At 75.3% G+C, this 25463-nt stretch carries 27 protein-coding genes and 1 pseudogene; 11 read left to right on the top strand and 17 right to left on the bottom strand.

Annotated features, from left to right (window positions below; genetic code table 11):
* Nucleotides 1–13 precede the first annotated feature (13 nt).
* From ACQPX6_RS18950 to ACQPX6_RS18960, 3 genes are all read right to left on the bottom strand, one after another.
* Nucleotides 14–1030, bottom strand: coding sequence for an NAD-dependent formate dehydrogenase (locus tag ACQPX6_RS18950; RefSeq protein WP_433781980.1), 1017 nt, complete (start codon nucleotides 1028–1030; stop codon nucleotides 14–16).
* 47 nt (nucleotides 1031–1077) lie between these two features.
* On the bottom strand, nucleotides 1078–1941 hold the full coding sequence (locus tag ACQPX6_RS18955; protein WP_433781981.1) for an SDR family oxidoreductase: 864 nt from the start codon (nucleotides 1939–1941) through the stop codon (nucleotides 1078–1080).
* Between the two features lie 76 nt (nucleotides 1942–2017).
* Nucleotides 2018–2530 carry a hypothetical protein gene (locus ACQPX6_RS18960; RefSeq protein ID WP_433781982.1) on the bottom strand — a complete coding sequence of 171 codons (513 nt, stop codon included), beginning with the start codon at nucleotides 2528–2530 and terminating at the stop codon, nucleotides 2018–2020.
* Nucleotides 2531–2725: 195 nt separating this feature from the next.
* On the opposite strand from ACQPX6_RS18960, the gene ACQPX6_RS18965 reads away from it, so the two are divergent.
* From ACQPX6_RS18965 to ACQPX6_RS18985, 5 genes are all read left to right on the top strand, one after another.
* On the top strand, nucleotides 2726–4660 hold the full coding sequence (locus ACQPX6_RS18965) for a molybdopterin oxidoreductase family protein (RefSeq protein ID WP_433781983.1): 1935 nt from the start codon (nucleotides 2726–2728) through the stop codon (nucleotides 4658–4660).
* Nucleotides 4661–4663: 3 nt separating this feature from the next.
* Nucleotides 4664–6580 (top strand): NAD(P)H-dependent oxidoreductase subunit E, encoded by a 1917-nt coding sequence (locus ACQPX6_RS18970; protein ID WP_433781984.1) that lies wholly within the window; start codon nucleotides 4664–4666, stop codon nucleotides 6578–6580.
* On the top strand, nucleotides 6577–7791 hold the full coding sequence (locus ACQPX6_RS18975; RefSeq protein WP_433781985.1) for a 2Fe-2S iron-sulfur cluster-binding protein: 1215 nt from the start codon (nucleotides 6577–6579) through the stop codon (nucleotides 7789–7791). Before ACQPX6_RS18970 ends, ACQPX6_RS18975 begins: the two co-directional genes overlap by 4 nt.
* 160 nt (nucleotides 7792–7951) lie before the next feature.
* Complete coding sequence (locus ACQPX6_RS18980; RefSeq protein ID WP_433781986.1) at nucleotides 7952–8182, top strand: hypothetical protein; 231 nt, start codon at nucleotides 7952–7954, stop codon at nucleotides 8180–8182.
* Nucleotides 8183–8243: 61 nt separating this feature from the next.
* The gene (locus tag ACQPX6_RS18985; protein ID WP_433781988.1) at nucleotides 8244–8708 is read left to right on the top strand and encodes a hypothetical protein; all 465 of its coding nucleotides are present in this window, start codon (nucleotides 8244–8246) and stop codon (nucleotides 8706–8708) included.
* A gap of 11 nt (nucleotides 8709–8719) precedes the next feature.
* On the opposite strand, the gene ACQPX6_RS18990 is transcribed toward ACQPX6_RS18985, so the two are convergent.
* Together ACQPX6_RS18990 and ACQPX6_RS18995 are read right to left on the bottom strand one after the other, a co-directional pair.
* The gene (locus ACQPX6_RS18990) at nucleotides 8720–9364 is read right to left on the bottom strand and encodes a hypothetical protein (protein WP_433781989.1); all 645 of its coding nucleotides are present in this window, start codon (nucleotides 9362–9364) and stop codon (nucleotides 8720–8722) included.
* A gap of 89 nt (nucleotides 9365–9453) precedes the next feature.
* Nucleotides 9454–10455 (bottom strand): ferritin-like domain-containing protein, encoded by a 1002-nt coding sequence (locus tag ACQPX6_RS18995; protein ID WP_433781991.1) that lies wholly within the window; start codon nucleotides 10453–10455, stop codon nucleotides 9454–9456.
* Nucleotides 10456–10596: 141 nt separating this feature from the next.
* Between ACQPX6_RS18995 and ACQPX6_RS19000 the strand changes: the two genes are divergently transcribed.
* Complete coding sequence (locus ACQPX6_RS19000) at nucleotides 10597–11316, top strand: DUF4383 domain-containing protein (protein ID WP_433781993.1); 720 nt, start codon at nucleotides 10597–10599, stop codon at nucleotides 11314–11316.
* 8 nt (nucleotides 11317–11324) lie between these two features.
* Here the strand turns inward: ACQPX6_RS19000 and ACQPX6_RS19005 are convergent, their stop codons facing one another.
* Together ACQPX6_RS19005 and ACQPX6_RS19010 are read right to left on the bottom strand one after the other, a co-directional pair.
* On the bottom strand, nucleotides 11325–12254 hold the full coding sequence (locus tag ACQPX6_RS19005; RefSeq protein WP_433781994.1) for a DUF389 domain-containing protein: 930 nt from the start codon (nucleotides 12252–12254) through the stop codon (nucleotides 11325–11327).
* 10 nt (nucleotides 12255–12264) lie between these two features.
* Nucleotides 12265–13008 (bottom strand): HemK2/MTQ2 family protein methyltransferase, encoded by a 744-nt coding sequence (locus ACQPX6_RS19010; RefSeq protein ID WP_433781996.1) that lies wholly within the window; start codon nucleotides 13006–13008, stop codon nucleotides 12265–12267.
* A gap of 240 nt (nucleotides 13009–13248) precedes the next feature.
* On the opposite strand from ACQPX6_RS19010, the gene ACQPX6_RS19015 reads away from it, so the two are divergent.
* Complete coding sequence (locus tag ACQPX6_RS19015) at nucleotides 13249–14256, top strand: iron-containing redox enzyme family protein (RefSeq protein ID WP_433781997.1); 1008 nt, start codon at nucleotides 13249–13251, stop codon at nucleotides 14254–14256.
* Nucleotides 14257–14285: 29 nt separating this feature from the next.
* Here the strand turns inward: ACQPX6_RS19015 and ACQPX6_RS19020 are convergent.
* The 7 genes and pseudogenes from ACQPX6_RS19020 to ACQPX6_RS19050 form a co-directional block, all read right to left on the bottom strand.
* Nucleotides 14286–14474: pseudogene (locus tag ACQPX6_RS19020) on the bottom strand (CDGSH iron-sulfur domain-containing protein); the annotation flags it as partial.
* Nucleotides 14475–14552: 78 nt separating this feature from the next.
* On the bottom strand, nucleotides 14553–15290 hold the full coding sequence (locus ACQPX6_RS19025) for an alpha/beta fold hydrolase (RefSeq protein ID WP_433781998.1): 738 nt from the start codon (nucleotides 15288–15290) through the stop codon (nucleotides 14553–14555).
* A 73-nt stretch (nucleotides 15291–15363) separates the two neighbouring features.
* Entirely contained in the window at nucleotides 15364–16506 is a 1143-nt protein-coding gene (gene galK, locus ACQPX6_RS19030; protein ID WP_433781999.1) for a galactokinase, read from the bottom strand.
* Entirely contained in the window at nucleotides 16503–16862 is a 360-nt protein-coding gene (locus ACQPX6_RS19035; protein WP_433782000.1) for a VOC family protein, read from the bottom strand. Before ACQPX6_RS19035 ends, galK begins: the two co-directional genes overlap by 4 nt.
* A gap of 19 nt (nucleotides 16863–16881) precedes the next feature.
* Complete coding sequence (locus tag ACQPX6_RS19040) at nucleotides 16882–17226, bottom strand: PadR family transcriptional regulator (protein ID WP_433782001.1); 345 nt, start codon at nucleotides 17224–17226, stop codon at nucleotides 16882–16884.
* An 85-nt stretch (nucleotides 17227–17311) separates the two neighbouring features.
* Entirely contained in the window at nucleotides 17312–18511 is a 1200-nt protein-coding gene (locus tag ACQPX6_RS19045; protein ID WP_433782002.1) for a glycosyltransferase, read from the bottom strand.
* Nucleotides 18511–19491, bottom strand: coding sequence for a glucosyl-3-phosphoglycerate synthase (locus tag ACQPX6_RS19050; protein WP_433782003.1), 981 nt, complete (start codon nucleotides 19489–19491; stop codon nucleotides 18511–18513). Before ACQPX6_RS19050 ends, ACQPX6_RS19045 begins: the two co-directional genes overlap by 1 nt.
* A gap of 43 nt (nucleotides 19492–19534) precedes the next feature.
* Here ACQPX6_RS19050 and ACQPX6_RS19055 point away from each other — a divergent pair, with 43 nt between their 5' ends.
* The 4 genes from ACQPX6_RS19055 to ACQPX6_RS19070 are packed head-to-tail and all read left to right on the top strand — an operon-like array spanning nucleotide 19535 to nucleotide 23001.
* Nucleotides 19535–20509, top strand: coding sequence for a Gfo/Idh/MocA family protein (locus tag ACQPX6_RS19055; protein ID WP_433782004.1), 975 nt, complete (start codon nucleotides 19535–19537; stop codon nucleotides 20507–20509).
* The gene (locus tag ACQPX6_RS19060) at nucleotides 20502–21587 is read left to right on the top strand and encodes a zinc-dependent alcohol dehydrogenase (RefSeq protein ID WP_433782005.1); all 1086 of its coding nucleotides are present in this window, start codon (nucleotides 20502–20504) and stop codon (nucleotides 21585–21587) included. Before ACQPX6_RS19055 ends, ACQPX6_RS19060 begins: the two co-directional genes overlap by 8 nt.
* Before the next feature lie 19 nt (nucleotides 21588–21606).
* Complete coding sequence (locus ACQPX6_RS19065) at nucleotides 21607–22089, top strand: YbaK/EbsC family protein (RefSeq protein ID WP_433782006.1); 483 nt, start codon at nucleotides 21607–21609, stop codon at nucleotides 22087–22089.
* A gap of 12 nt (nucleotides 22090–22101) precedes the next feature.
* A complete protein-coding gene (locus ACQPX6_RS19070) occupies nucleotides 22102–23001 on the top strand; it encodes an aminoglycoside phosphotransferase family protein (protein ID WP_433782007.1) in 900 nt (299 codons plus the stop codon).
* Here ACQPX6_RS19070 and ACQPX6_RS19075 read toward each other — a convergent pair whose 3' ends face one another.
* The 3 genes from ACQPX6_RS19075 to ACQPX6_RS19085 form a co-directional block, all read right to left on the bottom strand.
* Complete coding sequence (locus ACQPX6_RS19075; protein WP_433782008.1) at nucleotides 23002–23481, bottom strand: DUF4396 domain-containing protein; 480 nt, start codon at nucleotides 23479–23481, stop codon at nucleotides 23002–23004. It lies immediately after the preceding gene.
* A 162-nt stretch (nucleotides 23482–23643) separates the two neighbouring features.
* The gene (locus ACQPX6_RS19080; RefSeq protein WP_433782009.1) at nucleotides 23644–24621 is read right to left on the bottom strand and encodes an L-histidine N(alpha)-methyltransferase; all 978 of its coding nucleotides are present in this window, start codon (nucleotides 24619–24621) and stop codon (nucleotides 23644–23646) included.
* On the bottom strand, nucleotides 24618–25364 hold the full coding sequence (locus ACQPX6_RS19085) for a 2OG-Fe dioxygenase family protein (protein ID WP_433782010.1): 747 nt from the start codon (nucleotides 25362–25364) through the stop codon (nucleotides 24618–24620). The genes ACQPX6_RS19080 and ACQPX6_RS19085 overlap by 4 nt, the downstream gene beginning before the upstream one ends.
* Nucleotides 25365–25463 lie beyond the last annotated feature (99 nt).

Consider the following 25463-nt stretch of genomic DNA (forward strand, 5'->3'; position numbering starts at 1 on the left):
TCACGCACGTGTGTCAGGAGGCGGACGGGTCGACGACGAGGAAGTCGTCGGCCAGGGGCCGACCGTCGAGGTGGGCCTCGAGCATCTCGCGCACACCCTCGGCGATCTTGTCCTGCGCCTCGAGCGTCATGCCCGAACAGTGGATCGTCATGGCCTCGCGACCCTCGGGCAGCGAGCGCCACGGGTGGTCGGCCGGGGCGGGCTGGGGGTACCAGGTGTCCCCCGCGTAGCCCGCGAGGTGCCCGGACTCCAGGGCCTCCACCAGCGCGTCGCGGTCGACGATCGCGCCGCGGGCGGTGTTCACCAACCAGGCACCCGGCTTCATCGCCTTCAGCCGCTCCGGGCCGAACAGCGCCTGGCTGCCCTCCATCAGCGGCAGCGCCAGGCAGATGACGTCCGACTCGGCGACCAGCGTGTCGAGCCGCGCGTAGCGCACGCCCAGCGAGGCCTCCTCGCCGGCGGAGCGGCGGTGGTTGGCGTAGTAGAGCATCCGCACGTCGAAGCCCTTGAGCCGCAGCGCGGTGCGCGCGCCGATCGCCCCGAGCCCGACGATGCCGACGGTCTTGCCCTCGAGGTCGTGCGATCCGGCGGCGATCCGCGCGACGTCCCACCCCCCGTCACGGGCCTCGGTGTGGGCGGGGACGAAGTTGCGGACGAGCGCGAGGATCTGGAGCACGTTGTGCTCGGCGACGCTGACGACGTTGCTGCCGGTGACCTCGGCGACCGTGATCCCGTGCTGCTGCGCGGTCTCGGGGTCGGTGTGGTCCGAGCCGATCCCGGCCGTGATCACCAGCTTGAGGTTCGACGCCTTCGAGACCCGGTCCTCGTCGAGGTACACGGGCCAGAACGGCGTCGTGATGAGCACCTCGGCGTCGCTGAGCTCGGCGTCGAGGCCCTCGCCGGTGTCGGTGGTCGTGACGAGCTCGTGGCCGCGCTCGGCGAGGAAGTCGTGCAGGCCGAGCGCGTTGTCGGCGCTCGCGGGCACGTCGCCAGCGTCGGACGGCGGGTAGGACACGTAGACGACCTTCATGCGGGCGGCTACCCGACCCGCCGCGCCGCCGACACGGTGACGTGGTCTCAGCCGGGCAGCGTTTCGCCGCCGGTCGGCGCGAGCACCTCGCCGCTGTAGTACGACGAGAGCCGGTCGGACGCGAAGAACACGTACGACGGCGCGATCTCGTCGGGCGAGGCGGCGCGGCCGATCGGGGCCTGCGTCCCGAACGAGTCGACCTTGTCCTCGGGCATCGTCGCCGGGATGAGTGGTGTCCACACCGGCCCCGGTGCCACGCAGTTGACGCGGATGCCGCGCGGGAGCAGCTGCTGGGACAGCGACATGGTCAGCGCGTGCACCGCGCCCTTGGCCGCCGAGTAGTCCAGCAGCGACTTGTTGCCGCGCAGGCCGTTGACCGACCCGGTGTTGATGATCGCCGAGCCCTCGCCGAGGTGGGGCAGGGCGTCCTTGGTGATCCAGAAGAAGCTGGAGACGTTGACGGCGAAGGTGCGCTCCCACTGCTCGTCGGAGAGCTCGTCGGGGCCGCTCACCGGCGTCTGCACCGCCGCGTTGTTGACCACGATGTCCAGCCCGCCGAGCTCGTCGACGGTCTGCTGCACGAGACGCCGGCAGTGCTCGCGGTCGGCGATGTCCCCGGGGAGCAGGACGCAGCGCCGGCCCTTGGCCTCGACGAGGCCCCGGGTGTGGGCCGCGTCGTCACCCTCGGAGCCCTCGGAGAGGTAGCTGATCGCGACGTCGGCGCCCTCCGCGGCGAAGGCGACCGCCACGGCGCGCCCGATGCCCGAGTCGCCGCCGGTGATCAGCGCCCGGCGCCCGGCCAGCAGGTCGCGGCCGACGTAGCCGCGCATCTCGTCGTTCGGCTCGGGGTCCATCGCCCCGGTGCTGCCGGGGTAGGTCTGTTCCTGCGGGGGAGGCTGCTCGGAGGTCATGGCGCAGGGTGCGCGATGCGCAGGTGAGCAGAAACCAGTGCACCAGCACCGATTTCTGCTCACCTGCCGAAGGCACCTAGCGGAGAGACTGAATCTTGTCGAGGACCGTCTTGCGGTTCTTCGTCCGGCGCTCGTAGGCGTCGACCTTGCCGAGGTCGGTGTCGGAGAGCCCATCGAGCTTCGCGACGACGTCGGCGGCGTTGAGGTCGTCGTAGCCCTGGATCGGCAGGTCGTCCTCCACCGAGACCGCGCCCTTGGCCTCGCCCTCGGCCGTGGCCACGCCGGGCACGCGGCGCGCCTGGTCGGCGGCGGCGCCGGCCGCCCCGCCCACGCGCGAGCCCAGGCGCTGCAGCAGCGCCGGGAAGGCCTCGGCGAGCTCGCGGGTGAACTGCGCCTGGGCGCGGGCGAACGCCTGCACCCACTCGGCGGTGCGGTTGCCGGCGGCCTCCTCGGCCTCGGCGACGTTCTCCAGCAGCTCCTTGTAGGCGCGCAGCGACTCCTCGCCGCCCTGGCGGGCCCGGCTGACGATCTGCTCGTTCAGGCTCCGGACCTGCTCGACCACCTGCTCGACCCTCGGGTTGCCCGCCATCTGCTCCTCCTCGATCGGTGCTGCACTGCACTCCGGGTGCTCGTCCTTTCCCGGACGATCGGGCCTCCAAACAGGTGAAGACCGTCTGCTCCGGATGGTTGTGCGCCACCGACGTCGTTCCACTTGTGTGACGCCTGTCGCAACGGCACCTACGATGGTGACCGCAGCAACACCGAGCGATACGAGGTCGACACCATGCGCAAGCCCCGGCACGTCCGACTCACCGAGCCCCTGGTCCGCGAGAACGGCGAGCTGCGGCCGGCCACGTGGGACGAGGCGCTCGCCCGCGCCGCGGCCGGGCTGCGCGGCGTCCCCGCCGACGCGTTCGGGATGTTCAGCTGCTCGAAGGCCACCAACGAGATGAACTACGCCGCGGAGAAGTTCTCGCGGGTGGTGATGGGCAGCAACAACGTCGACAGCTGCAACCGCACTTGACACGCTCCCAGCGTCGTCGGTCTGACGACGGTGTTCGGTGCCGGCGGCGGCACCTCCGCCTACGTGGAGGCGGAGCACGCCGACCTGCTCGTGCTGTGGGGCTCCAACGCGCGCGAAACGCACCCGATCTTCTTCCACCACGTGCTGCAGGGCCTGCGCAACGGCGCCCGGATGTACTCGGTCGACCCGCGGCACACCTCCACGGCGCGCTGGGCCGACGCCTGGCTCGGGCTCGACGTGGGCACCGACATCGCGCTGGCCAACGCCGTCGGCCGCGAGATCATCCACGCGGGCCTGGTCAACCGGGCGTTCGTCGACCGCGCCACCTCCGGCTTCGACGAGTACGCCGCCACCGTGGAGCCCTACACGCTCGAGCGCGCCGAGGACATCACCGGCGTGCCCGCCGCGACGATCCGCAAGCTCGCGCACGCCTACGCCCGCGCCGACCGCGCGCAGATCTGCTGGACGCTCGGCATCACCGAGCACCACAACGCCGCCGACTACGTGTTCGCGCTGATCAACCTGGCGCTGCTCACCGGGCACGTCGGCCGCTACGGCTCCGGCCTCGTGCCGCTGCGCGGGCAGAACAACGTCCAGGGCGGCGGCGACATGGGCGCCATCCCGGCCAAGTTGCCCGGCGGCTACGACGTCGGTGACGAGCAGGCCCGCGCGCGCTACGCGCAGGTGTGGGGCACCGACGACTACCCGCGCGAGCCCGGCATGCACCTCTCGCAGATGTTCGAGGCGATGGAGCGCGGCGAGCTCAAGGCCCTGTACTGCATCGGCGAGAACCCGGCCGAGTCCGAGGCCAACGCCACCCACGCGCGGCACCTGCTCGGCAGCCTGGACACGCTGATCGTCCAGGACATCTTCCGCACGGCCACCGCGGAGCTCGCCGACGTCGTGTTCCCCGCGACGGCCGACTGGTGCGAGTACGAGGGCACGGTCACCAACTCCGAGCGGCGCGTCCAGCGCGTCCGCAAGGCGATCGAGCCGCCGGGCCAGGCGCGCCCGGACACGCTCATCATCAGCGCGCTGGCGAACGAGATGGGCCACGACTGGGGCCAGCCCACCGCCGAGCAGGTGTGGGACGAGCTGCGCTCGGTGTCGCTCAACTGGCACGCCGGCATGAGCTACGCCCGCCTCGACGCGCTCGGCGGGCTGCAGTGGCCGTGCCCGGCGGAGGACCATCCCGGCACGCCGCTGATGCACGCGCGGCTGTGGTCCGACGACCCCGACGAGCGGGGGCGGCTCGCGCCGTTCACGCCCGTGGAGCACGTCGCGCCCGTCGACGCGCTCGACGAGGACTACCCGATCCGCCTCACCACGGTCCGGCTGCTCGACGCCTACAACTCCGGCGTGCAGACCGGGGGCTACTCGTCCCCGCTGCGCGTGCGCGAGTCGCTGCGCATCGACGCCGCGGACGCCGACCGCCTCGGCATCGCCGACGGCGAGCGGGTGCGCGTGGTGTCGCGCCGCGGGGCGGTGGAGGCGCCGGTGGGGATCGATCCCTCGCTGCGGCCGGGCCTCGCGTCGTTCACCCCGCACTTCACCGAGGAGGTCGACGTCAACGTGCTGACCAACGACGCCTGGGACCCCAAGTCGGGGACCTCGGAGTTCAAGGCGACCGCGATCCGGGTCGAGAAGCTCGCGGCCGAGGTCCAGAGCCGCCCGATGCCGGTGGCGGGGGCCTGACGCGTGGACCTGCACCTCTCCGGCGCGCAGCCCACCGACCTCGAGCGCGAGACGATCGACGCGGCGTTCGCCCGCGCCGTCCCGTCCCCGCTGTCGACCAACGGCGACCGGCCGATGCGCTCGCACCACGCCGGCCACGACGCCCGGGCCCGGCGGCACCTGCTGCTGCCGGTGCTGCACGCCGTGTCCGACGCGGTCGGCTGGATCTCCCCCGGCGCGCTGGACCACATCGCGGTCACGCTCTCCGTGCCGCCCGCAGAGATCTACGGCGTGGCGTCGTTCTACGCGATGTTCGCCGTCGAGCCCCGGCCGCCGCGGGTGGTGCACGTCTGCGACGACGTCGCCTGCGGGCCGTTCGGCGGCGAGGAGATCGCCGCGCGGCTCACCGAGGAGCTGGGCGAGGAAGGGGAAGGGCAGGAGGCCTGCTGGGTGCGCAGCCCCTGCCTCGGACTGTGCGAGCGCGCCCCCGCGGTGCTCCACCAGCGCGTCGCCGAGCCCGACCTCAGCCAGGCCCCGGCCCGCCCCGACGACGTGGTCGCGGCGACGCGGTCCCACGACCCGGCGCTGGCCGACGACGCCGACGCGGCGTTCGCCGACACCCGCGTCAGCGCGCCGCAGACCGGGCCCGGCGCGACCCTGCCCGGCGGCGCTCCGCTGCGCCTCATGCGCCGCATCGGCGTCGTCGACCCCACGAGCCTCGACGACTACCGCGCCCACGGCGGGTACGCCGCGCTGCGCCGCGCGGTGGACCTCGGTCCGACGCGTGTGATCACCGAGCTCGAGGACTCCTCGCTGACCGGCCGCGGCGGTGCCGCCTTCCCCACGGGCGTGAAGTGGAAGGGCGTCGCCGGCGCCCCCGAGCGCCCGCACTACCTGGTGTGCAACGCCGACGAGTCCGAGCCGGGCACGTTCAAGGACCGCGTGCTCATGGAGGGCGACCCGTTCGCGCTCATCGAGTCGATGACCATCGCCGGGTACGTCACCGGCGCCGAGGTGGGCTACCTCTACCTGCGCGGCGAGTACCCGCTGGTCACCCGCCGGCTGGAGAACGCGATCGCGGCCGCCCGCGCCCGGGGCTTCCTCGGCGCCGACGTCATGGGCGAGGGCTTCACGTTCGACGTCGAGCTGCGCCGCGGCGCCGGGGCCTACATCTGCGGCGAGGAGACCGCGATGCTGGAGTCCATCGAGGGCTTCCGCGGCGAGCCCCGCAACAAGCCGCCGTTCCCCAGCGTGGCCGGGCTGTTCGGCAAGCCGACCGCGATCAACAACGTCGAGACGCTCTACAACGTGCTCGGCGTCCTCGACGTCGGCGGGCAGGCGTTCGCGGAGGTCGGCGGCGGGCGCTCCACCGGCACCAAACTCTTCTGCGTCTCCGGCGCCGTCGGCACGCCCGGGGTGTACGAGGTCGAGTTCGGGGCGACGCTGCGCGACCTGCTCGACCTCGCCGGCGGCCTCCGGGGCGACCTGCGCACCGTGCTGCTCGGCGGGGCGGCGGGCGGGTTCGTCATGCCCGCGGACCTCGACGTCGTGCTCACCCTGGAGGGCGCGCGGGACATCGGGGCGACGCTGGGCTCCGGCGTCGTGCTCGTGTTCGACGACCACGCCGACCTCACCGGCACCCTGCGGCGCATCGCGGCGTTCTTCCGCGACGAGTCGTGCGGGCAGTGCGTGCCCTGCCGCGTCGGCACGGTGCGCCAGGAGGAGGCGCTGGCGCGGCTCGAGCGCGACGCGCCGATCGGCTCGCGCGCGACCGAGCTCGCGCTGCTCGACGACCTGGCGCGCGTGATGCGCGACGCCTCGATCTGCGGCCTCGGCCAAACCGCGCCCGCCGCGGTGACCTCGGCCCTGGAGCTCGGCCTGCTCGACCGGCCGCGCTCCCCCAACGGCCAGCACGACAGCGGAAGGGTGCCCACGGCATGACGGAGACCCGGCGCTCGGAGACCCCGGCGGACCCTGTCTCGGGCAAGGGGCCGGCCGGCGACGGCGGCGGCTCGGCGGGTCCGCCCGACGGCCAGCCGCTCGACGGCGCCAGCGAGGCCGCCGAGGGGGCCGCGGTCCCCGGCGCCGGGACGTCCGGGCCCCCGCCCGGCGAGCGCACCGACGGCGACACCCACCCGGCCACGCCCGTCGGGCCCACCGTGATCGACCCGGTGGCCCCCGCGCGGGGCCCCGAGGAGCGCCTGAGCACCGGGGCGGTGATGCTCGGGACGATCCGCCGCCGGGTCTCGCTGAGCCTCGACGGCCGCGAGGTCCGGGTGCCCGAGGGCGCCACGATCCTCGACGCGCTGCACGACGAGGGCACGCCCGCGCAGGCGGACACCCCGACCATCTGCTGGGCGCCGAACATGGACCCGATCAACGCGTGCCGGGTGTGCGTGGTCGAGGTCGAGGGCTCCCGGACGCTCGTCCCGTCGTGCGCGCGGAAGTGCGAGGACGGGATGGAGGTCAAGACCGACACCGAGAAGGTCCGCCACAGCCGGCGGATGGTACTGGAGCTGCTCGGCTCCTCGGTGGCCATGGACCGGGCGAGCAGCGACGTGCAGCGCTGGATGACCGACTACGGCGTCGACACGGCGCGCTACGGGCCCCCCGCGGCGCCGGCCGCGGCGGGCGAGCGCGACCGTCGCCACCCGGGCCACCACCACGCCCCCGACGGGGCCACGGCGGCCACCGTGCACCAGCCGGTCAAGGTCGACAACGACCTCTACGTGCGCGACTACTCGCGCTGCGTCCTCTGCTACAAGTGCGTCAACGCCTGTGGCAGCGACGCGCAGTTCACGTTCGCGATCACCGCGGCCGGGCGTGGGTTCGACGCCCGCATCGCCACCGAGTACGACGTCACGCTGCCGGACTCGGCGTGCGTCTACTGCGGCAACTGCATCGGCGTGTGCCCCACGGGCGCGCTGATCTCCCGCAGCGAGTACGAGCTGCGCGAGGCCGGCGAGTGGCACCCCGAGGAGGAGACGGTGACCACCACGATCTGCTCGTTCTGCGGGGTCGGCTGCAACCTCGAGCTGCACGTCCAGGAGAACCAGATCGTCAACGTCACGAGCCCCGCCGACCACTCGGTGACCCACGGGCACCTGTGCATCAAGGGCCGGTTCGGCTTCCAGCACGTCCAGAACCTGTGAGCCACGCGGCGGCGATCGCGTGGCCGTCCGGCCGAACCCCCGCGGCCGTCGGACGCCACTGCGGGCGCGGCGCTTCTCCTCCGGCCGTCACCCCTGGTTGGGTCCGGGGACGCCGTGTGTCCACCGACCGCGACGACGACGACGACGAAGGAGGCGTGCCGTGGCGAAGACATCGCAGGGCGGCGACCGGACCGACCAGGTCCTGGAGGGCCTGCACCAGCTCGTCGAGGCCGGCCGGGTGGAGGACGTCGAGGCCGTGCTCACCACGCTGATCGAGAGCGAGCCCGCGTCCGACCCCACCGTCGAGGACCGCGAGACGCGCTCGTACGCGGAGGGCATGCGCGACGGGATCGCGCTGGCCCGGGCCGCGACCGGCTCGGACGACGGCTGAGCAGCACCGTCGTCTGCGCGGTCCACCACAGGGCCGCGACCACCACACGAGGAGCAATCAGATGACCGCGGCCGTGGCCGACGACCGTCCCGCCGCACCGCCTCTCGCGGAAGCCGCTCCGGGCAGCGCAGCGACGAGCCCCGCGCCGCCGTCGGCCGGGGACCGTCTGCGGGCGGTGGCGGTGGCGATGGTCGACCGCCTGGCCGCGGCGGCCACCGCGAAGGTGGAGGAGGTGTCCGACCGGCTCGGTGACATGGCCGCGGACGCCGCGAAGGGCGCGCTCGGCGGCGCGGGTGCGGGCAAGGGCGTCTTCGCCAACGCCGCGCTGCAGGGCGGGCTGGCGAAGCTGCAGGGGAAGAACCCCGTGTGGGCCGCGATCAAGGGCGGGGTGTCGGCGATGGGCCCGGGCACCAAGGTGCTGGTGGGCCTCCTGCTAATCCTGCTCGCGGTGCTCTCGCCGGTGGCGCTGATCGTGCTGGCGCTGGTGCTGCTGGTCGCGGCGATCGCGGGCGCGTTCAGCGGCTGACCCCGGAGACCTCAGGTCCCGTCGGCCGAGCCTGCCGAGGCGCCCGCCCGCGCGGGCTCCCCGGTCGGCTCCGGCGACCCGCCGAGGGCGCCGCCGAGGTCGGTGGACTCGCCGGCCTGGTCGTGCGCGTGCTGGTCCGGGCGCGGCGGCGGGCGCAGGCCCTCGTAGATCGCGGGTTGGACGTCCCAGGTGTTCCAGTAGGACACACCCGGCAGGTCGGTGTAGTGCACGGTGACCTGGAAGTCCTCGCCCTCCAGGCCGTTCTTGCGCAGGAACGTCAGCTGGTCGTCGAGGTGGTCCCACCAGCACGTGATGCGCGCCCCGGGCGACAGCGACGTCAGCCCGATGGAGAACACCGGCAGCCCGGAGATCACCACGCCGTCGGAGCTCTCGATCGGCCGGGAGAACGCGAAGCTGATGTTCTTCGCCGGGCCCTGCCCGACGTTCTCGACCGCGAGGCTGAGCGCGCGCGTCCCGTGGTCGTACTCGTCGTGGACGGCGACGACGGGCCGCCCGCCGGCGAGGAACTCCTGCCGGACCTCGCGCACCGACTCGCGCGCGGCGCGCAGCTGGAACCAGATCACGACGATGAACGCCGCGTAGAGGATCGGCGAGAGCGTCTGGGCGACGGTCGAGACCACGTCGAGCACCTGCACGTGCCACCTCCTGCGGGGACGCGTCCCGCGGACGCGAAACGGCCGGGTCCCCATTCGGGGACTCGGCCGAATCGTCGTGCCGTGTCGGCTCAGCGGATGCCGACGACCTCCTGCGCGAGCGCGGCGTGGCGCGTCTGGGCGGCGGAGATGATGCCGGTCCGGTTCTTGTTGGCCTCTTCGTAGACGATGACCTTGTTGAGGTCCTCGACGTCGTCGAGCTGCTTGATCTTCGCGACGGCGTCGTTGACCCCGAGCTCGTCGTACCGGGCGATCGGCAGCTCCGAGGAGTGCAGGGCACCGAGACGGGCGCGGGCCTCGTGCAGGGCCGCGGCCGTGCCCGTGGCACCCTCGCGCCGGCTGACGCGCTCGGCGCGGTCGAGGGCGGCGTCGCGACCGGTGGTCACGACCTCGCGGGCGTCCTCACCGAGGCGTGCGGCGCGCGTGGCGGTGTCGGTGACCGCGGCGCGGACCTGGTCGCCGGTCTCGGCGACCGCGGCGCGCACCTGGTCGCCGCCCTGCTGGGCGCGGGCGGCCCAGCGGCTGATCTGCTCGCGGGCGAAGTTCACGGGCAGCCGCACGGCGCGGGTGGCGCCGCCGACGACCATCTGCACCGGGGTCGGCTTGAGGGCCGGCGGGCCGCCGAGCGCGTGCTCCGCGAGCACGGTGGTCAGCCACTCGATGGTGGCCGCGTGGGCCTCCTCGAGGCGGTCGGCCAGACGGCGGGTCTCGGCGTCCTTCGTGGTCTCGGCGAGGGCGCGCAGGTAGACGGCGCGGTCGCGCAGCTGGTGTTCGAGGGTGAGGTCGCCGAGCAGCGCCTCGTCCACGGGCCCGGCCTGCTCGACGGTGGCCTTGACGACGGCGCCGACGCGCCCGACCAGCGGGGACACGATGTCGGCGACGCCACCGAGGCGCTGCAGCTCGCGGGTGATCTCCGCGGTGCGGCGCTCGGCGTTCTGCGCGTTCTCGGTCAGCTCGCGGCGGACGGCGTCCGTGCGGGCCTGGGAGACGCGGATACGGGCGACCTGGACCTCGGTCTGGGTCAGCTGCAGCATCGAACGCAGCTGGGCGATGACGTGGGCCTGGGTGCTCACACTTCTCCTTCGTATCTACTTCGGTTGCGTGCGTGTGCTCGGCCTCTCGGCCGCTCGTATCTTGGTTACCCACGGGTCACCGGACCGTATGCGTCGCTGTGACGCGTGTGATCCGTGCCGGGCGATCGGGAATACCGAGCCATGTCCCAGCCGAAGAACCGCCACGCGGAACCACCGAACCCCGACGAGAACGACACGCCGTCCCAGCACGACGGCCAGGGTCGTGGTTCGGGCCCCTACGCCCCGCCCGGCCGCGACGACCAGGGCAACCCGATCCCGTCGGTGCCCCACGAGGGGCTGCTGGGCCGGATCGGGTCCTCGATCATCGCCGGCGAGGCGGTGGTGCTCGCCGTCGTCGGCGCCGCCGGCCTCGTGATGACGTGGGGCGCGGGCCTCACCGAGCAGACGCCGGACAGCTTCCTGGCCCTGCGTCTGAACCCGCTGCACAGCATCCTGCTGCTGGTCACCGCCGTGCTGGGTGCCGTCAGCCTGCGCAAGAGGACCTGGCTGCGGATCTTCGCCGGCGGCCAGGCCCTCGTCTACCTGCTGCTGTTCGCCTTCGGGGCCGCGTACAGCCTCAACACCGGCTCCGCGACGTTCCTGGCGCTCAACACCCCGGACCACGTCCTGCACGGGGTCCTCGCGCTGCTCGGGTTCATCGTCGTCATGATCTCCAGCGCCCGCATCATCGAGCCGCCGCCCGGGTCGCTGCCCTACCCGGGCTCGCTCCCCCAGACCGGCGAGGAGCCCCCGCAGGGGCCCACGCCGGACTCCCCCGAGCCGAGCCGCGACTCCGACGTCAACAAGGGCCGGACCGAGCCGCACCCCGAGGACCGCGAGGACCGCGGCATCCGCGGCTGACCCGTGGCTCAGGCCAGCGGGCGGCGGCCGTGGTGCACGAAGCGGTCCTTGAAGAGCACCACGGCCCCGCCCAGCACCACGACCAGTCCCATGTCGGCGGCCGTGCGCTTGAGCCCGCCGAGGGCGAGCGTCCAGTCGCCCGAGACCACGCCGATGCCGAACAGGGCCGCGGCCGGCACGAGCGCCAGCGCGATGAGGGCGCCGGCGAGGACGGCCTCGCGGAACGAGGTGATGATGATCAGCCCGGCCAGCGCCCCGCCCGCGCCGACGAGCCAGTCGGCCGCGGTGGGGTCGACCACCATGTGCACGCCCTCGCTGGAGGCCAGCACGCCGGGCTTGGCGAGGCCGAGCGCGCGCAGCACGAGGAACGCGACGGCGCCGGTCGCGGCGAGGATGAGGTAGCCCACGAGCATCGAGGTCAGCGCGCGCCCGGTGCGCTCGAGGTTGCCGCGCAGCAGGGCCACGCCGAACTTCGCCACCGGCTCGAACGCCGGCGCGATGATGGCCGAGGCGGCCAGCGCCAGCGCCTGCGGCACGGGCGGCGAGAGCAGGCCGGCGACCGCGATCGCGCCGCCGAGGCCCATGAGCATCAGGTAGTTGATGCTCATGCGCCCGTGGTGGCGCAGGGTGCGCTCGAACTCCTCCCACGGCGACTCGTCGGCGTCCTTCTCGATCGCGTCCTGGGCGCCGGTGGCGATGACGCTCTCCGTGCGCACGGTGGCGACGGTGATCGGGCCGTGCTCCCGGGCGCGCTCGACGGTGCTCAGCACCGAGTCGATCGAGCGGTTGAGCACGTGCAGCGACAGCACGTCGCCGGCGGGCTTCACCGACCCGCCGCGCTGCAGGGTCACGGCGAGCACGCCCTCGTGCTTCTCCAGATCCGGGAGCACCTCGTCGGTGGCGTCGGCCGGGATCGTCACGTCGATCTGGTGGTGCACGGGGGACTCCTCAGCTCCTCGGGCGGGTGGGCCGGACGGCGCGCACGACGACCAGCTCCTCGGTGGTCTGGTCCTCGGCGACGAGTCCGCGCTCGCGCAGCATCGCGGCGCGGGCGGTGAGCACGGGACCGAACGGGTGCTCGTGGCGCGCCACGACCTCGGCGTCCATGCCCTGCTCGCGCAGCCGCGCGATGGTCACCGCGGGGTCGTTGAACGCGGAGTGCACCACGAGGAGCCGTCCGCCCGGCCGGAGCACCCGCGGCGCCTCGGCGCACACGCGGTCGAGCACGAGGCGCCCGTCGCGGCCGCCGTCGAAGGCGCGCGCGAGGCCGTGCTCGGGCAGGTCGTCGGTCGCGGTCGGGACGTAGGGCGGGTTGGACACGACGACGTCGAAGCGCTCGCCGGCCACCGGGGCCGTGAGGTCGCCGCGCCGCGTCCGCACGCGCCGCCCGTGCCGCGCGGCGTTGATCCGCGTCGAGAGCAGGGCGCGCCGGGAGAGGTCGACCGCGGTGACGTCGGTGTTCGCCACGCCCGCCGCCACGACCGACAGCGCACCCGCGCCGGCGCCGAGCTCGAGCACGCGGCAGGGCCGGTCGGCGCCGCAGCCGTGGTCGGTGAGCTCGTCGCGCAGGACGTCGGCGAGCAGCCAGGTGTCGCGCTGCACGGGGTAGACGCCCGGGACCCGGAACACCCGGTGGTGGGGGCGGACACCGGGCGCCGGTGTGTGGCGGGGATCCGGGGCGACGGTCGTCATGGGCTCCTCGGCTCTGCTGGGGGCGAGTCGGGTCGCCGGGGTGCCGGGCTGGCACCGATCGGTCCGCGCGAACGGCAGAGGCGTCGTCGACCCGGCGAAGGCGTTACCCGGACAGAGCGGACCATCCATCCCCCGCGGCGCCGATCAGGGGCGTCGCACATCTCACGTCGTCCGGGGGTCTCGGACGGCGGTCCTTCCGGGTACGCCCGCAGCTCGTCACACACCCGAGGAGCGACTCCCGTGCCCGTCCTGCCCCGCCCCCGCGGCCCGGTCTCGGCCGCCGTGCTCGACGTCCTCGCCGGCCGCGCCGCGGCCGCGGACCTCGCCGGCGTCGTCCCGGACCTCTCCGGGGTCGAGCCCCTCGGCGACGACCTCCAGCTGGCCCTCTACGCCTGCTACGAGTTGCACTACCGCTCGTTCGACGATGTCGCCGACGACCTCGAGTGGGACCCCGACCTGCTCGCCCTGCGCGCACGCCTCGAGGCACCGTTCCTCGAGGCCGTGCGCGCCCGGGTGGACGGCGGCGACGACGTCGAGGCCGCCGTCGAGGCCCTGCTCGTGGAGCCGACCGAGGGCTCGGGCCCGTCGTGGCACCTCGCCGCCGACGGCGAGCGCTGGCAGCTCGACGAGTACGTGGCCCTGCGCTCGCTCTACCACCTCAAGGAGGCCGACCCGCAGGCGTGGGTCATCCCGCGCCTCGACGGCGTCGCGGGCCGCGCGAAGGCCTCGCTGATGACCGTCGAGCACGACGAGTACGGCGCCGGGCGGCCCGAGCGTGTCCACGCGCGCATCTACGCCGAGATGATGGCGGGCCTCGGGCTCGACACCACCTACGGCGCCTACCTCGACGTCGCGCCCGCGCCCGTCCTCGCGACCGTCAACATCATGTCGCTGTTCGGGCTGCACCGGCGGTGGCGCGGCGCCTCGGTGGGCCAGTTCGCGCTCATCGAGATCACCTCGCCGCCCGGGGCCGCGCGCCTCGTGACCGCGATCGAGCGCCTCGGCCTGCCCGAGCGGGTCACCGAGTTCTACGCCGAGCACGTCGAGGCCGACGCGGTGCACGAGCAGCTCGTGCGCAAGGACCTGCTGGCGAGCCTGCTCGAGCGCGAGCCGGAGCTGGCCGCCGACGTCGTCCTCGGCCTGCAGGCGTCGACGGTGCTCGAGGACGCGCTGGCGGACTATGTCGTGGACTGCTGGTCGGCGGGCACGTCGGCGCTGGTGGCGGTGCCGGAGCGCTCGGCCGCCTGAGCGGTCGCAGTCCCCGTGGCCCCCGAGCGGCGCTCCTTGCGCCGGTGGCTGGTGTCGCAGAAGGGGTAGCGCTTGGTGCGCCGGCACGCGCACAGCGCCACCACCGGGCGCTCGCTGGTCACCCGCGTCCCGTCGGGCAGTTCCAGCTCCACCGGGCCCTCCACCAGCACCGGCCCGCCCTCGGTCAGCGTGACGCGGGTGGGTCGGGCTGCTGCCATGGCGGGCCTCCGGGAGTGCGCGGCGGGACGTGCCCGGCTACCCCGCCGGGAGCTCACGGCACACCGCACCGCACGGCGTCACACCCCAACGTCGTCCACCACGGTCCGGATCCAGCGGGCGACGTCCTCGGGGTGGGTCAGCGGCAGCATGTGCGCCCCGGCGGGCAGGGTGACGATCTCGACGTCGGGCCGGGTGCGGGCGAGCTCGCCCAGCCAGACCGCCGGGGCGAGGCGGTCGTGCGGCCCGCGCAGCACCAGGACCGGCACCGACGAGCCCGCGAGTGCGGCGCGCAGGTCGTGGTGGCGGGCCCGGCGCATCGTCGCGAGGAAGCCCGAGAGCCGGGTCGCCAGGTACTCGCGCACGATCTCCGGGACGCGCCGCGGGTCCTCGCGCGCCGCCGTGAGCACCCAGCGCCCGACCAGGCGCGGCCAGCGCACCGCCCGCGGGTCGGTGGTCGGGCCGACGAGGACGAGGCCGCGGACCAGCGCCGGGTGGCGGCGCGCGGTCTCGGCGACCATCTGGCAGCTCGCCGAGTGCCCGACCAGGACGACGGGCCCGCCGGCGACGAGGCCGAGCTCCTCGAGGCGCCGGGCGAGGCGGTCGCCCTCGGCGACGGGGTCGAGGGGCGCGCCGCGTCCCGGGAGCCCGGCCGCGGGCAGGGCGACCGCGGCCAGGGGCACGGGGGTGGGGCGAGGGTCACCGAGCCGGGCGGCGACCCCCCGCCAACCGTCCACGGTGAGCCCCAGCCCGGGCACCGCGACCGCGGTCGGGACGCCGGACGCGGGGAGGAGATCGGGAGCGCGGGGGGAGGGCACACGCCCCTGTACCCCGGGCCGCTCTCTCGGCCCGACCGTCGCACCACCGGCGTCGCCGGCAGCTCGGCGTCCCTCAGGGGTCCTCCCGGCGGGCCCCGCCCGCGGGGTGCACCGTGCGCGCCACGGGCTCGGGATGGCCGTCGGCGGCGGCGCGCCGGGCGACGGCCCCGGTGATCTCCCCGACGGCGTCGCCCGGGGCGAGCACGAGCACGCTGCCGCCGAAGCCGCCGCCGACCAGCCGGGCGCCGAGCGCGCCGTGCGCCAGCGCCGTCTCCACCACCGCGTCGAGCGCGGGCACCGAGACCTCGAAGTCGTCGCGCAGGGAGGCGTGCGACGCGGTGAGCTCGGGGCCGACGGCCGCGGGGTCGCCGGCGCGCAGCAGCGCGACCACCCGGTGCACGCGGCCCTCCTCGGTGACGACGTGGCGGGCGCGCTGCCGCAGCGTCCCGTCCAGGCGGGCCAGCATCTCCGGCGTCGCGTCGCGCAGGGCGCTGACGCCGAGCGCCTCGGCCGCCGCGACGCACGCCGCGCGGCGGTCGGCGTAGCCGCCGTCGGCGAGGTCGTGGCGCACCCCCGTGTCCACCACCAGCGTCTCCAGTCCCGCCGCCTCCAGCCCGAGCGCGACGTCCTCGGAGTGCAGGGTGCGGCAGTCCAGCAGCAGCGCCCCGCCCTCGCGGCACAGCAGCGACGCCGCCTGGTCCATGATCCCGACCGGCGCCCCGACCACGTCGTTCTCCGCGCGCCGCCCGGCCCGGGCGAGGGTGTGGCGGTCGAGCGCGGCGTCGGAGATCTCGCTGACCGCCAGCGCCACCGCGCACTCCAGCGCCGCCGACGACGAGAGCCCCGCGCCGAGCGGGACGTCGCCGGCCACGACGAGGTCCCAGCCCGCGCCGGGCAGCCCCGCCTCGCGCAGGGCCCACAGCGTGCCCAGCGCGTACGCCGACCAGCCCCGGGCCGTCGCCAGCGCGTCCAGCGTCGTCGTGACGGTGTCGCCGGGCTGCTGCGCCGAGCGCACGGTGACGACGTCGTCGGTGCGCCGGCCCGCGGCGACCCGGCAGCGGCGGTCGATCGCGAAGGGCAGCACGTGGCCCTCGTTGTGGTCGGTGTGCTCGCCGATGAGGTTGACCCGGCCCGGCGCCGAGAACACGCCCTCGGGCTCGCGGCCGACGGCGTCGCGGAAGGTCTGGCCCACGGCGGCCGCGCTCTCCGGGCTCACGCCGGCTCGAGGAACTCGAGCCGGTTGCCGAACGGGTCGTGGGCGTAGAACCGGCGGAAGCCCGGGAAGTCGCGGTCCCACGTGACGTCCTGCCCGGTGGCGGCGACGCGGCGAGCGACCTCGTCGAGGTCGTCGACGACGATCCCGGGGTGGGCCTTGCGCGCCGGCCGGAACCCGTCCTCCACGCCGAGGTGGACCTCCAGGCCGCCGCCGCGGAACCACGCGCCGCCCCGGGCCGCGAGCACCGGCGGCTTGTCGATCTCGGCCATGCCGAGCACGCCGACGAAGAACGCCCGCGCCGTCTCCTCCTCCCCCGCGGGCATGGCGAGCTGCACGTGGTGGAGGCCGATGAACACGGGGGTCAGTGTGCGCCCGTCACTCGCCGTCGGTGAGGTGGTGCAGCGAGGTGGCGAAGGCGTCGGCGGCCCGGACGCGGGCGGTCAGGGAGCGCGTGCCGGTGTCGGTGAGCCGGTAGCGGCGGGGGTCGCGGGACGAGCGGCTCACGAGCCGGTTGCGCGCGAGGCGGTGCAGCGTGGGCACGACCCGCGACAGCGGCAGGTCCAGCGCGTCGCCCACCCGGCGGCGCAGCACGTCCGCGATCTCGTCGTGGCGCAGCGGCCCGTCGGCCAGCGCCGCGAGGACCATCGCGTCGACCTGGCCGCGGTCACGGATGCGGGCGCGCGAGCCGGTCGCGGCGCGGCGGGGTGCCGTGGTGGTCATGGAGCACAGGATGGCCCCGCCCGACCGGCTCCCAAACGGCGCCGTGGGGCCCAGCCGACCAGCGCAGACAGCCCAGACCGAGCCCTCAGCCGGTGGACGGCTCCGCGACCGCCAGCAGCGGCGTCCGGCCGGGGTGCCCGGCCCGCGCCAGCACCTCGCGGTAGAGATCGAGGTAGCCGCGGGCCATCACCGCGGGGGTGAAGCGGTGCCGGGCCGCGGCGCGGCAGGCGGCGCGGTCGAGGCCGCGCTCGGCGCGGCCGGCGAGCAGGGCGGCGAGGGCGTCCTCGTCGTCGGGGGCGACGAGCCGCCCGGTGCGGCCCTCGTCGAGCAGCTCGGGCAGGCAGCCGCGCGCGTAGCCCACGACGGGTGTGCCGAGGGCCAGCGACTCGACGATGCCCGTGCCGCCGGGCTCCTCCCAGCGCAGCGGGCAGAGCTGCGCTGCCGCGGTCGCGACGAGCCGGTCGCGCTCGGCGCCGCGCAGCGACCCGACCCACCGGGCGCGGTCGCCGTCGAGCAGCGGGGCGACCTCGTCGAGGAACCAGGCGACGTCCGGGTGCTCGCGCGCCCGCGGGTCGGAGGCCAGCGCGGCGTCGAGCGCGGCCGCGTCGTGGTGGGGTCCGACGGGGCCGGCGAGCACCACCCGCCGACCTGTGCGGTGCGCGAGCCGCGCGGCGACGTCCTGTCCCTTGGCCGGGGTGAGGCGGGCGAGGACGACGAGGTGGTCGCCGGGCTCCGCCGCCGGCGGTGCCGTGTCGGCCAGGGGCGTGGCCAGGTGCACGTGCCCGAGCGAGTGCCGGCGCAGGGCGGGCGGCGCCCCGGCGAGCTGCGCGGCGGACACACCGTTGACGAACACCCGGCCCCGCCCGTCGAAGCGGCCGTAGAGCTCGGGGTGCTTGGCGAGGTCCCAGTGCAGCGTGTGCAGCACCGGCACGCCGGCGTCGGCGTAGGACACGAGGCCCCACGCCTCGAGGTGGGAGTGCACGAGGTCGACGTCGTCGCGGCGCCGCAGCTCCTGCAGGACGCCGTCGACGTGGGCGGCGGCGACGCCCATGACGCGGTTGTAGGGCGCGGCGATCGCGGCGAAGCGGGGCTCGGGCAACGGTGTGACCTGCTCGTCGACCTCGAGCCGGCTCGCCCCGACCGTCGCCAGCACCACCCGCACCCCGAGCCGGCGCAACTCGGGGACGAGCGTGGCCAGCACGGCCTCGATGCCCCCGTAGCCCTCGGGCGGCACGGGCAGCCAGGGCCCGGCGTCGACGAGGACAGTGAGCGGGCGCGCGCCCATCAGGCCACCGGCCGCGAGCGGGCGAGCACCTCGCGCAGCGGGGGGCGCTCGTCGACGGCGACGTCGGTCTCGACGACCTCGCGGTCGAGGCCGCCGGGCCCCGGGGCCGACGGGCGCCGGAACTGCACGAGCGTCGTCGCCGGGGGGACGCCGATGAGCACGCCCTGGCGCGCGAGCCGCGCCGAGGCCGCGAGCTGGATCTGGGCGGACATGCGCCCGAGCGCCTGCAGGTCGTGGTGGCGGTGGACCCGCACGCCGAGGTCGACCTGGGCCATCGCGTCGAGGCCCACCCGGTCGAGGACGTCGACCAGCATCGCGAGCTCCACGCCGTAGCCGGTGGCGAACGGGATGGCCTCGAGCAGGTCGCGGCGGGCGGCGAACTCGCCGGCCAGCGGCTGCACGAACCCCGCCAGCCGCGGCCAGGCGAGGTTGAGCAGCGGGCGGGCGACGAGCTCGCTGACCCGGCCGCCGCCGTCGACGTCGACGGTGCCGTCGCCGATCAGCGGGCGGTGGTAGAAGCCCTTGACGAAGGCGACGTCCTGGTCCTCGAGCAGCGGGCCCAGCAGCCCGGAGACGAAGCCGGGCGTGACGTCGCGCAGGTCGGCGTCGATCGCCGCGACGACGTCGCCCGAGCTCGCGGCGACGCCCTTCCACAGCGCCTCCCCCTTGCCGTGCGCGGGCCGCATCTCGGCGAGCACCGCGTCCTGGTGCACGACGGTGGCGCCGGCGGCCGACGCGACCGCGGCCGTGGCGTCGCGGGAGCGGGAGTCGACGACGAGGACCTCGTCCACGAGACCGGCCCGCTCGACGAGCGCCTCACGCACCACGGTGACGATCCCGCCGATCGTGGCCGCCTCGTCCCGGGCCGGGAGCACGACGCTGATCCGCCGTCCGCGCTTCTGCTCAACCATCCGGCTGAGCAGCCAATCTTCCGTTCGGCTGGTGCGGTGCGAGAGCCAGCGGCGGACCTCGGGGAGCATGCCGCGTGGTGCCCGAATCGCCCGACCGGGTACCAGCGCGCTCGTGATCGATACCGAGGTCAGGGTGGGGATCGTGGGCGCGGGCGGGGTCGCGCGCCGGCACGCGGGAGCGCTGGCCGCGATGCCGGACGTGGCGCTGGTCGGCGTCACCGATCCGGACCGCGAGCGCGCCGCGGACCTCGCGGGCACGGCCGGCACCACCCCCGCCGACGACGTCGACGACCTCCTCGCGCGGGGTCTCGACGCCGCCTGGGTGTGCGTGCCGCCGTTCGCGCACGGCGCCGTGGAGGAGCGCCTCGCCGCGGCCGGGGTGGCGCTGTTCGTCGAGAAGCCCCTGGGGCTCGACGTCGCGACCGCCGAGCGGGTGCAGGCCGCCGTGCACGCGGCCGGGGTGGCCACGTCGGTGGGCCACCACTGGCGGTCGTCCACCGTGGTGGCCCGGGCGCGCGAGGTCCTCGCCGGCCGCACCGTCCGGCTGGTCACCGCGACGTGGCTGGACAAGGTCCCGCCGGTGGCCTGGTGGGCGCACCGGGGATCGTCGGGCGGGCAGGTCGTCGAGCAGGCCGTGCACGTCCTCGACCTCGCCCGGCTGCTGGGCGGGGAGGTCACCGCGGTCCACGCCGTGGCCGACGCCGCGGCGCCCGCGGGCGGCGACGTCGACTCGGCCACGGCCGGCACGCTGCGCTTCGCCGGCGGGGCGGTGGGCACGCTCGCCGCGACCTGCCGGCTCGCGTGGAAGCACCGCGCGGGCCTCGAGGTCTACGCCGACGACCTGGCGATGAGCGTCACCGAGGAGCAGCTGACCGTCCGGGACGGTGAGGGCACCTGGACCGTCGAGGTCGACCCCGCCGAGGCCCGCACCGCCGCCGACCGCGCGTTCGTCGACCTCCTGCGCGGCCGGGAGCCGTCGGGGCCGGGGGCGGTCGTCGACCACGCCGAGGGCCTGCGCACCCACCGCCTCGCGTGCGCGCTGGCCGACTCGGTGGCCTCGGGCGAGCCGGTGGCGCTCGGTGGGTGATCTCCTCGTCGTCGACGGGCCCGGGCGGGTGCGCTTCGTGCCCGACCCGCCGGACGGCCCGGTGCCCGACGGCGGCTTCGACGTCGACACCCGCTTCTCCGGGCTCTCCGCGGGCACCGACCTGAGCTGGGTCAAGGGCACCAACGCCATGCTCACCAGCGCCTGGGACCCGGACCTCGGGCTCTTCGACGACGCCCGGCCCGGCGCCGGCTACCCCGTGCGCAAGGTGGGCTACATGCAGGTCGGCGAGGTCGTGGCCGCGGGGCCGTCGTCGGGGCGCCGGGTGGGCGAGCTCGTGGCGATGACCTACGGCCACCGCACGGCCCACCGCGCCGACCCGGCCACCGAGCGCGTCGTGCCGCTGCCCCCGGACCTCGACCCGGTGCTCGGGATCTACGCCGCCCACATGGGCCCGATCTGCGCCAACGGCGTCCTGCACGCCGCCGCCGAGGAGGGCGCGGCCGACCTGGACGCCGGCGTGCGCGACCGCACCGTGGCCGTGATCGGCGCCGGCGTGGTGGGCCTGCTGACCGGCCTGTTCGCCGCCGAGCTGGGCGCCGCCTCGGTGACCGTCCTCGACCCGACCCCCGGCCGGCGCGCCGTCGCCGAGGCGCTGGGCCTCTCCGCGCGCGACCCGGACGACCCGGGAACCGTCGCCGACCTCAAGCGCGCCTGGCGCCAAGGACCCGGCGACCACGGCGCCGACGTCGTGTTCCAGTGCCGCGGGCGGGCGTCCGCGCTGGCCACGGCGCTGCGGCTGCTGCGTCCGCAGGCCACCGTGATCGACCTGGCGTTCTACGCCGACGGCGCGGAGGCGGTCCGGCTCGGCGAGGAGTTCCACCACAACGGGCTCGGGGTGCGGTGCGCCCAGATCGGGCGGGTGCCGCGGGCCCTGCGCGGGACCTGGGACCGCGACCGGCTCTCGGCCGCCACCCTCGACCTGCTGGCCGCGCGCGGCGACGACCTCGTCGCCCACGTCGTCACCGACCGCGTCCCGCTGGCCGACGCGCCGGCCCACCTCGTCGCCCTCGCCGACGGCCGGCGCCACGCGGGAATCCAGACCGTGTTCACCGCCTGATCGCCTACCCTCCCGGCCCGTGGAGACGCAGACGGGACGGGACGCCGTGCGGCAGGCGCTCGACGCGGCCGGGGCGCCGCGGGAGATCCGCTCCTTCGACACCCCGGTGCCCTCGGCCGCCGCGGCCGCCGAGCAGCTCGGCTGCCCGGTCGGCGCGATCGCCAACAGCCTGGTCTTCACCGCCGGCGACGGGGTGGTGCTCGTGCTCGCCTCGGGCGCGCACCGCGTCGACCCCCGCCGCGTCGCCGACCACCTCGGCGTGGCCAGGCGCCGGGTCAAGCGCGCCGACCCCGAGACGGTGCTGCGCGCGACCGGCCAGCGCGTCGGTGGGGTGGCGCCGGTGGGGCACCCGGCGCCGCTGCCGTGCGTCGTGGACGTCGCCCTGGCCGGCCACGACACCGTGTGGGCCGGCGCGGGCGACGAGCACGCGATGTTCCCGACCACCGCCGACGAGCTCGTCGCCCTCACGGGCGGGACACTGCTCGAGGTCGCCGACGACTGACGGAGGTTGGCCGTGGACGTCGCGCCACCGTCGCGGGAGGTCATCCGCGCCCTGCTCCACGAGCAGTTCCCGCACTGGGCGAGCGAGCCGCTCGACCCGCACCCGCTCGGTGCCGGCTCCGACCACGTGATGAACCGGCTGGGCGACGACCTCGTCCTGCGCTTCCCGGTGCGGCGCAGCGCCGCGGACCGGCTGGGGTTCGAGCGGATGTGGCTGCGACTCGTCGCCTCGGTGCTGCCGGTGCGGGTGCCGACACCGCTGGCTTACGGCAGTCCGGGCTACGGCTACCCGTACCCGTGGTCGGTGGGCCGCTTCCTGCCCGGTGCCGACGCCACGACGGCGACGATCACCGACCACCACGCGTTCGCCCGCGACCTCGCGGCGGCCGTCGCGGCGCTGCGGACCCTCCCGACGCGCGAGGACGTCGTCCCGGAGGCGCTGCGCTCGCCGCGCGGGCGGCCGCTGTCCGATCGGGACGACGAGGTGCGCGCCGCCCTCGCCGACCTGCGCGCCGACCCCGTCGCGGGGATCGACCTCGACGCCGCGACCCGCGTGTGGGAGGACGCCCTCGCCGCCCCGGAGCACGAAGGGCCGCCGGCCTGGCTGCACGGCGATCTCCTGCCCGGCAACCTGCTGGTCCTCGACGGGCGGCTCCACGCGGTCATCGACTTCGACCTCCTCGGCGTCGGGGACCCGGCCGCCGACCTCCTGCCCGCGTGGGCCGTGCTGCCGGCGTCCGCGCGGGCGACCTACCGCGACGCGCTCGCACCCGAGGAGGCGGCCTGGCGCCGGGGCCGCGGGGCGGCGGTGGCCTTCGGGCTCGTCGCCCTGCCGTACCACCGCACCCGCACGCCGGCCCTGGCCCGCGTCGCCCACCGGACGATCACCGAGGTGGTCGCGGGCGCCGGGTGATCAGTGGCCGTGGTACGCGTGCACGACGGCGTGCCCGCGGCCCCGCCCGATCATCCAGCGGTTGACCGGCGTGGTGACGACGAACGCCACGAGCAGGGCGATCGCCAGCGCACCCCAGAACAGGGGGCTCGTCAGGCCGGCGTCCATCGCGCCGGGGACGGCGACCACGACGGCGTTGTCGACGATCTCCATGACCGCGATCGACACCGTGTCGGCGGCCAGCGCGACGCGCACCGCCTGCCGGAGGCCGACGCCCGCGCGCAACACCCCGCGCATGGTCAGCGCGTAGCCGAAGACGAACGCGAGCGCGACGGCGAGCACGACCGTGGCGAGTGTGGACAGGCCCAGCGCGGTGCCGATGACCATGCCCAGGACCTCGCCGATCGCGCAGCCGGTGAGGCAGTGCAGCGTCGCCTGCGCAGCGGTGGACCAGGGCACGGCCGCCCAGCCGGACGGGTGGTGGAGAGACGGCGTCGTCATGCGGCCCTTGATACCCCTGGGGGGTATCAAGCGCAAGCCCCTCTCCTCAGCTCGTCCGGGGCCTGCAGGCGGCGTGAGGCGCCGGTCGCGGTTCCGGCGAAGGGCGCCGACGGCCCGCCTATCCGTCCGGAGGGACCCTTCGCTCAGAACGCGGCCGGCCCCTCACCGCCGCTCGAACAGGAACAGCCCGTACTGCCAGACGGCGTCGATCCACTCGCGGTCGAGGTCGAACCCCGCCGCGTCGGCCTCGGCCACGAACTCCGGACGCCCGAACTTCACCGAGTAGCCGTGCACCAGCGAGTCGCCGCGCCGCAGGTCCAGGCTGTGGTCGAGTCCCCGGAACGTCACCGTTTGGTCCTCGGTGGCGAACAGGTGCCCGACGACCGCGGAGGTCTCCGGGTCCCAGCGCGCCCGCGGGTAGAACAGGTGCGGGCGGGCGTCGCCGTCGAAGGTCCGGTTGAAGTGGGCGAGCTGGTTGAGCCGGAACCGCGCCTGGGCCGTGGCGCCGGGCGGGTCGTTGTAGGCGGCCTCGAGGACGTCGCCGGGCTTGACCAGGTCGGCGGTGACCAGGAAGCGGTCGCCGGGCTCCAGGGTGGCGGCGACGTCGTCGAGCAGCGCCGCACGCTCGGCGGGCGTGGTGTTGCCGACCGCGCTGCCCAGCCACACGACGGTCAGCGGCCCCGGGCGGTGGGCGCGCAGGTGCGCCAGCGCCGCCTCGTAGCGGCCCCACAGCCCCTGGACGTCCAGCCCGTCGACCTCGGCGGGGAGCTCGGCGGCGCTGCGCTCGAGCATCTCGCGGGTGACGTCGATGGGCAGGTAGGTCGTGGGCCGCCGCCGCTGGCAGGCGCCGAGCAGCACGCGGGTCTTGGCCGCGCTGCCGCTGCCGAGCTCGGCGACGAACGGCCCGACGCGGTCGGCGACCTCGGCGGCGTGCCGCTCGAGCAGCGAGAACTCGGCGGGCAGCAGGTAGTACGACGGCAGGCGGGAGAGCTCGACCCACAGGTCGGCGCCGACGGCGTCGTAGCCGTACCAGGCGGGGATGCGCGGCGGCGTCTCGCCCAGGCACGCGAGCACCGAGGCGCGGTCGTCCCAGGCGGCGGCGTCCTCGATCGCCTCGACGGTCGTGACCGTGGCGGTCACCGGGCCTCCTCCGGCATGAACGTGACGACGAGGACGTCGCGGCGGGCGGGCGCCCGCGGGTCGACGGGGCGGATGGGGTCGACGCCGTGCCACGTGCGCCGGTCGTCGCCGACGAGCAGCGTCGCGGGCTCGGCGAGCGTCGTGGTGAGGATCTCGCGGCCGTCGGCGTCGACGACCTCGCTCGTCCCGCCCGTGGCGTTCTCCCGCCCGACGAGCAGCGACGACACCAGCGTCACGCCGTCCTGGTGGCGGCCCTCGGGCGTGGCGTCGCCGCGGCTGTCGGCCGAACCGAGCACGCGGAACGGGTGGACGTGCACCACCCAGCGCGGCGGGTCGTCGAGCACGCCTGCGATCCCGCCGAGCAGCTCCAGCAGGCCGTCGAGCACGGGGTCGGCGAGGAGCTCCTCGGTCAGGGGATCGAAGACGCGGCCCTCGTCGAGGAACAGCCGGTTGGAGTCGCCGGGCTGGCGGAACTCCTCGACCGGGGCCGGCTCGCGCCGGCCCTCCGGGGAGACGACGAAACGCCCGTAGCGCCGCAGCCGCTGCGTCCCCGACCGCGCTGCGTAGGGGTCGGGACGCAGGTCGTCCCAGTGCCCCGCGAACCCGGCCCACCCCTGGTCGTCGACCCCGAGCGACCGCATCACCTCGTCGCCGGGCACGACGCACGCGCCGTCCCGGCCGACCGCCTCGCGGGCGTGGGTGAGGGGTTCGACCCCCGTCCGTTGCTCACTCGTCGCACGCATGGCCTCTCGGCTACCCACCCGGACGTGCGGGGGTGCGCGGGGAATGTCCGGAGGCCTCTGGGCGTAGAGTGAGAGACGGCTCTGGATCGATCCCGTACC

The organism is Actinomycetospora sp. CA-101289 (assembly GCF_050955895.1).
Lineage (GTDB): Bacteria > Actinomycetota > Actinomycetes > Mycobacteriales > Pseudonocardiaceae > Actinomycetospora.